The 12,196-nt window shown below is 32.7% G+C and carries 17 protein-coding genes; 5 read left to right on the top strand and 12 right to left on the bottom strand.

Features of this window, described 5'->3' with window-relative positions:
* Window positions 1-18: 18 nt before the first annotated feature.
* Together Q0921_RS19030 and Q0921_RS19025 are read left to right on the top strand one after the other, a co-directional pair.
* A complete protein-coding gene (locus Q0921_RS19030) occupies window positions 19-582 on the top strand; it encodes a DNA-3-methyladenine glycosylase I (RefSeq protein WP_299259685.1) in 564 nt (187 codons plus the stop codon).
* A gap of 2 nt (window positions 583-584) precedes the next feature.
* Complete coding sequence (locus Q0921_RS19025) at window positions 585-989, top strand: ACT domain-containing protein (RefSeq protein WP_299259683.1); 405 nt, start codon at window positions 585-587, stop codon at window positions 987-989.
* Window positions 990-998: 9 nt separating this feature from the next.
* On the opposite strand, the gene upp is transcribed toward Q0921_RS19025, so the two are convergent.
* The 4 genes from upp to Q0921_RS19005 form a co-directional block, all read right to left on the bottom strand.
* Window positions 999-1,652 carry a uracil phosphoribosyltransferase gene (gene upp, locus Q0921_RS19020; RefSeq protein WP_299259681.1) on the bottom strand — a complete coding sequence of 218 codons (654 nt, stop codon included), beginning with the start codon at window positions 1,650-1,652 and terminating at the stop codon, window positions 999-1,001.
* A 74-nt stretch (window positions 1,653-1,726) separates the two neighbouring features.
* Window positions 1,727-2,365, bottom strand: a complete 639-nt coding sequence (gene aat, locus Q0921_RS19015; protein WP_299259679.1) for a leucyl/phenylalanyl-tRNA--protein transferase — start codon at window positions 2,363-2,365, stop codon at window positions 1,727-1,729.
* Between the two features lie 256 nt (window positions 2,366-2,621).
* Window positions 2,622-2,996 (bottom strand): DUF3127 domain-containing protein, encoded by a 375-nt coding sequence (locus Q0921_RS19010; protein ID WP_299259677.1) that lies wholly within the window; start codon window positions 2,994-2,996, stop codon window positions 2,622-2,624.
* A gap of 8 nt (window positions 2,997-3,004) precedes the next feature.
* Window positions 3,005-3,880: a flavin reductase family protein gene (locus Q0921_RS19005; protein ID WP_299259675.1), complete on the bottom strand. Its 876-nt coding sequence runs from the start codon at window positions 3,878-3,880 to the stop codon at window positions 3,005-3,007.
* Window positions 3,881-4,017: 137 nt separating this feature from the next.
* On the opposite strand from Q0921_RS19005, the gene Q0921_RS19000 reads away from it, so the two are divergent.
* Complete coding sequence (locus Q0921_RS19000; RefSeq protein ID WP_299259674.1) at window positions 4,018-5,232, top strand: HAMP domain-containing sensor histidine kinase; 1,215 nt, start codon at window positions 4,018-4,020, stop codon at window positions 5,230-5,232.
* A gap of 38 nt (window positions 5,233-5,270) precedes the next feature.
* Window positions 5,271-5,630, top strand: a complete 360-nt coding sequence (locus Q0921_RS18995; RefSeq protein ID WP_299259673.1) for a hypothetical protein — start codon at window positions 5,271-5,273, stop codon at window positions 5,628-5,630.
* Window positions 5,631-5,637: 7 nt separating this feature from the next.
* Here Q0921_RS18995 and Q0921_RS18990 read toward each other — a convergent pair whose 3' ends face one another.
* From Q0921_RS18990 to greA, 3 genes are all read right to left on the bottom strand, one after another.
* Window positions 5,638-6,054, bottom strand: a complete 417-nt coding sequence (locus tag Q0921_RS18990) for a thioesterase family protein (protein ID WP_299259672.1) — start codon at window positions 6,052-6,054, stop codon at window positions 5,638-5,640.
* Entirely contained in the window at window positions 6,051-6,446 is a 396-nt protein-coding gene (locus tag Q0921_RS18985) for an HIT family protein (RefSeq protein ID WP_299259670.1), read from the bottom strand. Before Q0921_RS18985 ends, Q0921_RS18990 begins: the two co-directional genes overlap by 4 nt.
* A 120-nt stretch (window positions 6,447-6,566) precedes the next feature.
* A complete protein-coding gene (gene greA / locus Q0921_RS18980; protein WP_299259668.1) occupies window positions 6,567-7,043 on the bottom strand; it encodes a transcription elongation factor GreA in 477 nt (158 codons plus the stop codon).
* A gap of 166 nt (window positions 7,044-7,209) precedes the next feature.
* Here greA and Q0921_RS18975 point away from each other — a divergent pair, with 166 nt between their 5' ends.
* Window positions 7,210-7,647 carry a hypothetical protein gene (locus tag Q0921_RS18975; RefSeq protein WP_299259666.1) on the top strand — a complete coding sequence of 146 codons (438 nt, stop codon included), beginning with the start codon at window positions 7,210-7,212 and terminating at the stop codon, window positions 7,645-7,647.
* Here Q0921_RS18975 and moeB read toward each other — a convergent pair.
* From moeB to Q0921_RS18950, 5 genes are all read right to left on the bottom strand, one after another.
* Window positions 7,644-8,705, bottom strand: coding sequence for a molybdopterin-synthase adenylyltransferase MoeB (gene moeB / locus Q0921_RS18970; RefSeq protein WP_299259664.1), 1,062 nt, complete (start codon window positions 8,703-8,705; stop codon window positions 7,644-7,646). The two genes, Q0921_RS18975 and moeB, sit on opposite strands and share 4 nt — an antisense overlap.
* A 32-nt stretch (window positions 8,706-8,737) precedes the next feature.
* On the bottom strand, window positions 8,738-9,850 hold the full coding sequence (gene thiH / locus Q0921_RS18965) for a 2-iminoacetate synthase ThiH (protein WP_299259662.1): 1,113 nt from the start codon (window positions 9,848-9,850) through the stop codon (window positions 8,738-8,740).
* A gap of 109 nt (window positions 9,851-9,959) precedes the next feature.
* On the bottom strand, window positions 9,960-10,739 hold the full coding sequence (locus Q0921_RS18960; RefSeq protein ID WP_299259660.1) for a thiazole synthase: 780 nt from the start codon (window positions 10,737-10,739) through the stop codon (window positions 9,960-9,962).
* Window positions 10,740-10,797: 58 nt separating this feature from the next.
* Window positions 10,798-11,577 carry a hydroxymethylpyrimidine/phosphomethylpyrimidine kinase gene (locus Q0921_RS18955; RefSeq protein ID WP_299259658.1) on the bottom strand — a complete coding sequence of 260 codons (780 nt, stop codon included), beginning with the start codon at window positions 11,575-11,577 and terminating at the stop codon, window positions 10,798-10,800.
* 7 nt (window positions 11,578-11,584) lie between these two features.
* On the bottom strand, window positions 11,585-12,193 hold the full coding sequence (locus tag Q0921_RS18950) for a thiamine phosphate synthase (RefSeq protein ID WP_299259656.1): 609 nt from the start codon (window positions 12,191-12,193) through the stop codon (window positions 11,585-11,587).
* Between the last annotated feature and the right edge of the window lie 3 nt (window positions 12,194-12,196).

Here is a 12,196-nt window from a genome sequence, read left to right as displayed (position 1 = left end):
CTACTAGAAATTACTTTTATGGAAAAACATAAATGTGGATGGTGTATTGGTGATTCTTTATATGAATCTTACCACGATAATGAATGGGGAGTGCCATTGCATGATGAGCGTCTTTTGTTTGAATTCCTCATTTTGGAAACTTTTCAGGCTGGATTGAGTTGGATTACAATTCTTAGAAAACGAGAAAACTTTAGACTAGCTTTTGATAATTTTGATTACAAAATTGTTGCCCAATACAATGATACCAAGAAAGAAGAATTGTTACAAAACGCTGGTATCATCAGAAATAAACTCAAAGTTAATTCTGCGATCAGCAACGCACAAAATTTTATGAAAATTCAAGAAGAATTTGGAAGTTTTGACTCTTATATCTGGAATTTTGTGAATGGAAAACCTATTGTAAATACTTGGAAACATCATAAAGATTGTCCTGCAACTACAGAAATATCAGATTTACTTAGTAAAGATTTAAAAAAAAGAGGTTTTAAATTCGTGGGATCTACAGTAATCTATGCATTTATGCAAGCTATTGGTATGGTAAACGATCATACGGTAAATTGTTTCAGGTATAAAGAAGTGTAAATATGGCTGGCGAAAAGAATTTGGCAACTCTAATCCAAAAAATGACTCCAGAGTTACAGCTTGGAGAATATGTCTTTACTACAGTTAAAACATCAGATACTATACCCAGGAAAGATATTATATGTGAATTTAAAGAAAAAGAAGGTATTACAATTATTCTAGAACGCACAAAAGCCGATAACCTTAACTTGAAATATGAATATATTGCATCTTGGATAACATTAAAAATACATTCTTCACTTGATGCGGTTGGTCTTACTGCAATATTCTCTACAGAACTAGCAGTAAATGAAATCAGTTGCAACGTGATTGCAGGATATTATCATGATCATATATTTGTTCATAAAAAAGATGGTGAAAAAACCATTGAGGTTCTTAAAAAATTATCTCAAAACTATACAGGATAACTCTTTATGTCATAATTTTTTTCCAAAAGACAAATCACCCGAATCTCCAAGGCCAGGGATTATATAACCTCTGTTACTTAATTCCTTATCAATAGCCGCTATCCAAAGATGGGTGTTTTCAGGAAAAACATCCTTAATATACTCCACCCCTTCAGCAGAACCAATCACAGAAATTATGTGAATCTGTTTGGGTTCTCCATGGTTTTTCATAGCATTAATTGTATTTTCCAAAGTTTTCCCTGTGGCAAGCATAGGATCTGCCAACAACAGTGTTTTATTCTCTAAAGAAGGTGATGCTAAATAATTGACAACGACTTCAAAATCATCTTTACCCTTAGGATGATTTCTATATGCTGAAATAAAAGCATTTTCTGCGGTATCAAAATAATTAAGAAGTCCCTGATGTAATGGCAAACCTGCTCGCAAAATAGAACAAAGTACCAACCCTTTCTCTGGTACTGAAATTTCCTTAGTCCCTAAAGGTGTCTTGATCGTTTTTGAAGTATATTCTAATGTTTTGCTTAATTCATAACCCAAAACCTCTCCAATACGTTCTATATTTCTTCTAAAACGCATAGTATCTTTTTGTATGCCACTATCTCTTATCTCGCTAATAAATTGATTTAAAATAGAGTTTTCGGTTTCGAGGTTGTGAATAATCATTGATGATAAATTTAACACTCATTGAGGGTCTAATTCTCCGAGGCTTGTTCTAAACTTGTTTATTATGTATAAAACTACTTTAAAAATTCCATAAAAGTATCTCTGGAAATTTCTTTTGCTCCTAAACTAGCCAAATGATCGGTGTAAACCTGACAATCTATCAATTTTACTCCTTTTTCTTTTAAGTTTTCAACTAATTTAATAAACCCATATTTAGAAGCATTACTTACTTTAGAAAACATACTCTCCCCACAAAACATCTTCTTATTCTCCAGCCATATTCCATATAAACCTCCTACAATTACTTCGTTTTCCCATACTTCTACAGAAATAGCATATCCCATTTTATGAAGTTGTATGTATGCTTCTTGCATGTCTGATGTGATCCAAGTACCAAATTGATCAGAGCGACTTATACTAGCACAGTTATCAATAACTTGTTTAAAATCCTTATTAAAAGTAATTTCGAAACGGTTTTTACGAAACAACTGTCGCATGCTTTTACTTATTTTAAGATCTCCGGGAAAAAGTACCATTCTTGGATCAGGACTAAACCATAAAATAGGTTGATCTTCATCATACCAAGGAAAAATTCCGTTATGATATGCATTTAGTAATCTAGGAATAGAAAGATCTCCTCCTAGTGCCAACAACCCATCCTCATTGGCGTCAGAAACTATCGGAAAGTCTATGGAATGATTAAGTATATACAAAACAGAATTCTATATGTTTCTACAACGTTAAATATCAATTAGTTGTTTGAATTAACCAAAAAAATCACAATATTTGTTATAACCTTTTAAGATAAATTTTGTTCATCATTGCTTTTTTGAGTTTTATTAAAAGGTTAACCTAAAACCACAATATGAAAAGTCCGATACAATGTATCGGACTTTTTACTTTATACTTCGACAGGTCTCATCCTAAGTCTATCAAAGGACTAGCGTAATATCTATAACATTGATTTACCTAAAATGGTAAATCATCATGATCTTCTTCTGTAAGGTTTGTTGCAGGTTCAAATGCATCAGCAGGAGGCATCGGAGCCCCTGCCGAAGGAGCTGCTGCTTGTAAATTCTCAATTCTCCATCCTTGGATCGAATTAAAATATTTAGTCTCTCCTTGTGGATTTACCCACTCGCGACCACGTAAATTAATACTTATCTTTACATCCTGACCCACCTGAAAGGTGTTTAATAAGTCACATTTATCCTGAACAAATTCTACCATTATATGCTGTGGGTATTGTTCTTCTGTAGTAACCACTACCTCACGTTTTCTGAAACCATTGTTTCCAAAAGTTTGCGTTTCACCGACCATCTTTACTTTACCTTGTACTTCCATCTTTTTAATTATTGTATTGCTGCTAAAATATTCCAAGCAGTATTAATATCATCCTTATCCAAATACTGCTGTGCAAATTTATGAATTTCTATTAGGTTAACATCCTGAATTTTATCCTTAATATCACTATTGTTATTAACAAAATCTTGGACCTCGGTATTTGTAGGTATTCTTTCCACATTAGCCAACTTACCTAGATCATTTCCTGTAAAAATCATGCTGTTTTTTACACTTTCGGGCAAAGAGTCGACACCAATTCCAATAGCACTTAATGGTTTTGGAACTTCGAACATGCCCATATTCGCTCTTGTGTACCAGTTCCCTCCCATGCGAGCAACTTGATCAATTTTATATTGATCAATCTTACCGTCGTTATCAAGCACCTCTTCTTTGACATGCATCAGTAATACCTCGCAAATAATAAGGTTTCCGGCTCCTCCTTCTTCTCCCATTGGAACCACTTGATTTACTTTGCACTCAAATTGCACTGGAGCTTCAGCAACTCTAAAAGATTTTATCTTTTCTGAGGCTACCATAGTTAAACCAGCTTTATCAAACTCATTAATTCCTTCTGGATACTCAGTGCTAGATAAAGACATTTGCTGCACTATATCATAATTAACAACATTTATAACAACCTCCTTAGTGGCTATTGCATTCTCTAGTGTATGCTTAATAGTATTATCTCTAACTCTTCTAGCTGGAGAAAAAATAAGAATCGGTGGATTAGCACTAAATACATTAAAAAAACTGAAAGGTGAAAGATTAGGTTTACCTTCCTTATCGATAGTGCTAGCAAATGCTATTGGTCTTGGTCCAATAGCTCCTAACATCATTCCGTGTAATTTTCCTGTGGAAACTTCTAAAGGGTCTATACGTAACATAAATAAATCTATTACACAAAGATAATTAAAGTTTAAAGGTATCAACACACTATTGTTTGGTTTTACTTACCTTGTAATAGAAACAATAAAATAGTTTTATAACGTTTATATTTAGGGTTTGGTAACACACATTTTCTATGAATTTTTCTGATGAGCGTAATCTGGCTAGTTATTTTATAATTTTTGCAGTTCTTGTAATTACTGGCCTAATATTATGGAATACCTCTATATTTCTTCAGCGATTAAAAAAAGATGAAAGCATAAAAATGCAAGTATGGGCTCAGTCATTCAAGGCATTAAGTAGCTCAGGAATAGATGGATCTAATGATATTAATTTGGATGACTACCTAGAGTTATCCAATCTAATCAATAGTACTAATAATACCATTCCTACAATCATTACTAATTCTAATGGCGATTTTATCAAGGGGCAATCTGGTAATATAGATATTTCAGGATCAACACTAAATTTACCTGACGATATTACCGAAAAAGAATTAGCAGATTATCTGGAGCAGATGAAGTCTGAAAATGAACCAATAGTTTTAGACCTAAAGGGGACTGTGCAATACGTTTACTATGGAAATTCTTCTATTCTGCAAAAATTAAAATACTATCCCATTGCTATTGCGCTAATCATTTTTTTGTTAATTGGAGTGATTTATTTCTTTTTTACTACCTCTAAAGCTAGTGAGCAGAACAAACTTTGGGCAGGTATGGCTAAAGAAACTGCACATCAAATTGGAACTCCGCTATCGTCTTTAGTTGGCTGGAATGAAATTCTAAAAGTAGAAAACGTAAATCCCGAGTACATCGTAGAGATAGAAAAAGATATATCCAGACTAAAAGTAATTACCGAACGTTTTTCTAAAATAGGATCTATTCCTAAATTAGAAGAAGTAGATATTGTAAAAGAAACAAAAGAGGCATATACTTATTTACAATCTAGAAGTTCGAAATTGATTAATTTTTCACTCAATTTGCCAGAAGAATTTATTCAGGTACATCTAAATTCTCAACTATACAGCTGGACCATAGAAAATTTGGTAAAAAATGCAATTGACGCGATGCGTGGAAAAGGAGATCTAAACATTGAACTGTCTCAGGACTCTAAACGTGTATTTATAAGAATTACCGATAGCGGAAAAGGAATCCCTAAAAGCAAGTTTACTAAGATTTTTGAACCCGGTTATACTTCCAAAACCAGAGGTTGGGGACTTGGACTTTCGTTGGCCAAAAGAATCATTGAAGACTATCATTCTGGAAAAATTAAAGTACTTAGATCCGAAATGGGTAAAGGCACTACTTTCCAGATTACCTTGGATAAATCAGATGAGTCTCTTATAACATAATTATCTTCTAAGCGTTATATGTAAAAAAACCAAACAACGTGAAAACTGAGTATATTGTTTTAAAAGAAGCTGTGCTTAATAATAACTGTCCTGAATGTTATTCTACAGAAGGTCTTTTACTATCATTTAAGCAACAAAAACAACTATCAAAACTTTTTATCAAAACAAAGAAAGAAGTTATTGAAAGTATGGATTGTAGAAAATGTGAAACAACTATCTTTCCTGGACGCTGGACGGATGATATTGAAAGAGTATACAATTATCACAAAAAAACAATTGACTTAAAACCATCTAATATTAAATTTACTAGATTATTTTATTTAATAATTTTTTTAATCATTACTATAAGTATAGTATTATATATATTTCTTCTTCGTCCGGAGTTTTTTCAAGCATAATATATCTTTATGTATATTGACTCATTACTTCTCGTAATTCATCAGAGATTATAAAGGTTTTATCAGTATTAAAATCAAAACAAACTGCTACATCATTTCCAATTGCACATAAAACACCATCATCGTTATACAACTCGTGATATAATCCAAAACTAGAGTTCTTTATAAATCCTACTTTTGTTTTAATCAATACGTTTCCTGGAAAAAACAAAGGGTGCTTAAAATCACATTTTGTGGATACAAGCATAGGGCCTTTCTTAGTTTCAGAATATAATTTAGCCAATCCGGATACTTCCCAAAACTGAACACGAGCACTTTGCATATATTTCATGAAATTCACGTTATTTACGTGCTGATAGGTATCCATTTCACTCCAATCAATTCTGAGTTGTAATGACAATTTAAAATCAGAAGCCGTCTTCATTTTAATAAATTCGATTGAATCTTCGTTGCTAATGTTTTAAACTCATCTGCAGTCATTGATACCTTTTGCTGAAATGTCATTTCTTTCATGTTATTAAGTGGTATCAAATGTACATGAACATGAGGAACTTCGAGACCTACCACAGCAACACCTACGCGCTTGCATGCTACAGATTTTTCTAACGCTTTAGCAACTTTTCTTGAAAACCGCATCAATTCCACATAAGTTTCTTCATCAAGATCAAAGATTTTGTTTTCTTCTTTTTTAGGGATACATAAAGTATGTCCTTTAGCATTAGGATTTATATCCAAAAAAGCATAAAAACTATCGTCTTCGGCGACTTTATATGAGGGTATTTCGCCATTTATAATTTTAGTGAACAGGGTAGACATTCGTTAAAATTTTGATTGGTTTATCGATACGAAATATAGGGTATTTCTGGCAAAAACAAGACCATAAAAAAACCTTTCTTAGTTTTTTTAAGAAAGGTTTTCGTTATTGTAAGTTATATTTTATTCTCGTGTAATTTCTACAACATCAAATTTCATAATTCCATTAGGAACCTGAATTTCTGCTACTTCGCCCACACTCTTACCTAAAAGCCCTTTACCAATAGGAGAGTCTACAGATATTTTACCTGTTTTAAGATCTGCCTCACTCTGTGCTACCAATTTATAGGTCATCTGTGCTCCATTCGTTTGGTTTTTGATTTTAACCGTTGAATGTATTAATGCTTTTGAGGTGTCCAATTGAGACTCATCAATTAAGCGCGCTCCCGACAATGTTTCTTCTAATTTAGAAATTCTCATCTCTAATAATCCTTGCGCCTCTTTTGCTGCATCATACTCAGCATTTTCACTTAAATCACCTTTATCACGAGCTTCCGCGATATCCTGTGATGCCTTCGGCCGCTCTATGTCTTTAAGGTTATTTAATTCGTCTCTTAATTTTTTTAGCCCCTCTGCAGTGTAATAAGATACTTTGCTCATAACTTCATCGTTTATATAAATACAAAAAATCCCATGGCTATGGGACTTTAACTGTAAACAAATATAATAAAAAATAATACCGAATCACATTTTTACTTAATTTGGTCTTTTTAAAAATGATACTTCGGTTACATAACCATGTTTTTCTTATAAATAATTCAAAATAATGAAAAAAATAATAGTACTAATTTGTTTTTCAATAAGCATACTTTCTTGCAGTAGTGATGATAATCGTATTAACAATCCTAACTTACCATCAATAGGTTTTAATTTCACTGTAAACTTAGATTTACCAGAATTTAATGAGCTTAAATTTCCCGGAAATGCTAAAGTTATCACTACGGGTGGCGTAGGTATAAAAGGTGTTATTGTATATAATATAAATGACACATTGTATTCAGCATTTGAATTAAGTGATCCTAATATTACTCCTAGTAGTTGTTCAGCGCTTAATGTCACAGGAGTTATAGCTTCTTCTAACTGTGGAAATGATAACGAATATCAAATTGCTTCATTTGGTCAACAGTCAAGTGGAGAAGGCGGCTTTCCTCTTTTAGCATACCAAATTAGAAGAGAGGGAAATATTTTGGTAATTTCTAATTAATATAACGATAAACCATCCTTAAGGTTTATTAGATGCAAGTCTTCTCTTTGTTTGTAAATAATTTCGATGGCTTTTTTGCTTCGTACACCTGATTGACAACAAACTACGATTGGTTTGTTATTATTTAATTCTATAGATCGGTCTGAAACTATGTTTAGAGGTATATGTATTCCTCCAATATTAAAGTTATTATATTCTTCTAATGTTCTAACATCTAGAATTTGATAACTCTCAAGATTTTGTTTTAATTCTGAAGGTGTAATTTCTTCAAGAGCATTTGATGTAATCCCACAGAAAAAATCATAATCACTTACCAACTGGTTTACTTCTATATCATTATTCTTTTTGAAACTGAGAACCTGTTGCTGTAAGGTAAGCGCATCTAAATAGAGTAGTTTCCCTTTCAAAACTTCACCTATTCCAACAATCATTTTAATAACTTCATTCGCTTGAAGACTTCCTATAATTCCTGGCAATACTCCTAGGACACCTATATCTGAACAATTTGGAACAGCTCCCGAAGCAGGAGGATTAGGAAATAGACAACGATATGTAGGACCATTTTCATAATTCAACACAGAAACTTGTCCCTGAAACTTAAAAATAGAACCAAACACCAAAGGTGTATCAGTTAATACACAGGCATCATTTACCAAGTATCTCGTTGGAAAATTATCGCTTCCATCCACAATAATATCATATTCAGAAAAAAGTTCTAAAGCATTATCTTTATCTAATTTCTCTTCATATACTTTAAAAAACACAAAAGGATTTAGTCTGGATAGTTTTTCTGAAGCTACTTTAGCTTTTGACCTTCCTATATCATCAATTGTATAGAGTATCTGCCGTTGAAGATTCGTTTGATCTACTACATCATCATCAATAATCCCAATTGTTCCTATACCCGCTGCTGTAAGATACTGTAGAACTGGACAACCTAAGCCTCCTGCACCAATTACCAGAACTTTAGCAGATGTTAGTTTATTTTGTCCTTCTTCTCCAATTTCATCAAGGATAAGATGACGGTTGTACTGTATTTTTTCTTCTTTACTCAGCATATTACAAAACTAGCTTATAAAGATATTACAATTTATTGCCAATTATGAGCCCAATCTTTCCAAACGACTTCTAACCCTTTAGATTTTAACATCGTTACAACCTCTTCTGTCGAGCGCTCATCAGAAATTTCAAATTGCTCTAACGACTGGGATTCTACTGCATATCCTCCGGGGTTTGTTTTAGACTCTGCACTAATAGAAGTAATTCCAAGGTTCACTATATTTTCTCTAAATACTTCACTCTCTCTGGTAGACATAGATAATTCTACATCCTCATCTAATAAACGGAATGCGCAAATTAATTGTACTAAATCTGAATCTGTCATTTCTACTTTGGGCTCTAGTCCACCACTATGTGGTCTAAGTCTTGGAAATGATATAGAGTACTTTGTCTTCCAATATGTTTTTTGTAAATATTGTAAATGTAAGGCAGTAAAAAAGCTATCAGCTCTCCAATCCTCCAATCCAAATAGAGCTCCCAAACCTATTTTATGAATACCCGCTTTTCCTAATCGATCCGGAGTATCTAATCGATAGTCAAAATTCGATTTTCTCCCTTTTGGATGATGTTTTTTGTATTCATCCTTATGATAAGTTTCTTGATATACCAGCACAGCATATAAACCACTATCTATTAATAATTCATAATCTATTTGATCCATTGGTTGGACTTCTATAGTAATATTAGCAAACTTAGATCTAATTAATCTAATGGCATTATTAATATAATCTACTCCAACTGTTCGATTTGCTTCTCCTGTTACCAATAAAATATGATCGTATCCTCTAGACTTCAGGAAATCCACTTCCTGTAAAATTTCTTCATCTGATAAGGTTCTTCTTGGAATTTTATTAGTCATACTAAACCCACAATATGTACAAATATTTTGGCATTCATTACTTAAATACATCGGAGCATACATCTGGATAGTATTACCAAAACGCTTCTTAGTAATCTGATAACTTAATTGAGCCATTTGCTCTAGAAAAGGTTTAGCTGCTGGAGAAATTAGTGCTTTGAAATCTTCAATAGTTCTATTACTAGCGCTTAACGCTTTCTGAACATCATGTTCGGTTTTATGAAAGATATCGGATAAGATATGATCCCAATTGTATTGATCAAATATATTTTTGAAGGATTTCATATGTATTCGCATTGAGTTTTCTCTACTTAGAGAAAGTATTAAGGTGAGGAAACTTTAGTCTATCACCATTATCCGAACCTTCACCCTAGAGGGTAAAAGACCTTATTTATTATTTCATTTTTTCAGTCAAAAAACTAGTTAATGGGCTACTTGCTTCTGCGTGTTGTTTGACAGGAGCTAACTTGGCATTATAAGCTAACCGACCTGCTTCTACTGCCTTTTTAAAAGCTTTAGCCATAGCAATTGGATCTTCTGAAACCGCAATAGCAGTATTCACTAAAACTGCGTCGGCACCTATTTCCATTGCGTGAGCTGCATGAGATGGACTACCAATACCAGCGTCTACAATTACAGGAACATTACTTTGATCAATTATTATCTCTAAGAAATCTATTGTTTTCAGACCTTTATTACTTCCTATAGGTGCTCCCAATGGCATTACACATTGAACACCTACTTCTTCTAATCTCTTACATAAAACTGGATCAGCATGAATATATGGCATAACTACAAATCCTTTTTTTACCAATTCTTCCGTAGCTTTTAGAGTCTCAATAGGATCTGGCAATAAATACTTTGGATCTGGATGAATTTCTAATTTAATCCAATTTGTTTCTAATGCTTCTCTTGCTAATTGAGCTGCAAAAATAGCCTCCTTAGCATCTCTAACCCCTGAAGTATTGGGTAATAAATTAATTCTGGGATGATCTAAATGATTTAGTATATCGTCTTTATCGTTAGTGACGTCAACCCGCTTAAGTGCTACAGTTATCAGCTCACTTTCTGAAGTTAATAATGCTTTTCTCATCAGGTCAGAAGAACTAAACTTTCCGGTTCCAGTAAACAATCTAGAGGAAAACTCTTTATCTGCTATTTTTAATGTATCCATTGTGTTTTTTAACTTTCAGTAACAACTATTAATTTTTTTTATCAGTGCTTTTTAACCCTTATATTCTATGATATCCTAAAAGAGTGGTATTGGAGCTTAATACTTTTTCAATGTATCGTTTCCCCCTAAAACATGATTTCAACAAAGTAAAACCTAATGCTAATTGTGCAGTTATTGCTGAGGATAATATACAACCACTACCATGTTTTTCTGTTATATTTTTATTTTTCGGATTTAATACAAAATATTTCCCTTTACTGGTAAATAATTCATCTTTCCCCAACATTTCTTTTCGGTGTCCTCCTTTAAGTAGCACATTAGTTTTAGCACTAATGTGTCTTACCGTTTCATTTATAGTTCTACCTGTATAAAACATCTCAATTTCATCGTAATTAGGAGTTAACAAATATATCTTATCTAGTATTTGTTCAAACTTATAATCTAAAACATTACTACTGGATTCCGTTTGAAGTGACTGTTTTTGAAAATTAAAATCAGAACTAGATTTTAACACAGGATCCAAAATAATTTTTACATTCTTATTTTTTTCTAACAAAAAATCAATAATTTCATTTAATACACTCCAATTCTGTATAATCCCAATCTTCACATAATCAATATTGAATTTTTTAAAAAGAATAGATATCTGACTTTTAATTACCTCAACACCCACCCAATTGCATTCTTCGAAATCAGTATCGTTCTGAATTGTATTTGCTGTACAAACAGCTAGACCATAACATTTTAAAGATTCAAAAGTTTTAATATCTGCCGTTAATCCGGCTCCTGATGATGGATCAAAGCCTGCTATGGTAAGTATATTTGGACGATTTCCCATAAGAACCTTAGTTGATATCCTTTATGACTTTGTTGTTAGCTTCTTTTATTTTGATAAAACTATCTAAAGGGTCTTCAGTATTCCAAACACCTCCTAAAACTCCAACTCCTTTAAACCCTAAATCATACGTTTTCTGCAATGTAGCTTCATTAATTCCTCCCATTCCAATCACAATATGTTTTAGGTCGTTTACATCAAATCCTTTTCCTTTATAACCAACTTTAGAAATTGATCCAAAAACAGGGCTCAACAAAACATATTCGAAATCTGCCTTACACGCTACAATAGCTGACTTAGAATGGAAAGAACTTGTAACAGAGAAACCCTTGTTTTTATACACCTGAATTGTTATATCTAATGCATCTTCTAAATCTATCCGTGGTTGTTCTTGTAAATGTATTCCACGCAACCCATACTCATGAGTTAGCTCTGGAAACTGATGGGTCATAATTCTGTTATGATATTTCGTTTCTATTTGATCTAATAAGGAACGGTACCCATCTTTTGTAAATGTTGGTTTACGAAGATGCAATATTTGTAAACCTGCCTTGAACAATAAATTAATCTGATCCGCTTCGTTTAGCACTGGTTTTTCTGATGTAAGAACTATTATCATTTT

This window comes from uncultured Aquimarina sp., from assembly GCF_947496855.1.
Classification (GTDB): domain Bacteria; phylum Bacteroidota; class Bacteroidia; order Flavobacteriales; family Flavobacteriaceae; genus Aquimarina.
The sequence above is the reverse complement of the archived record's forward strand: the minus strand, read 5'-3'. Positions and strand labels throughout refer to the sequence as shown.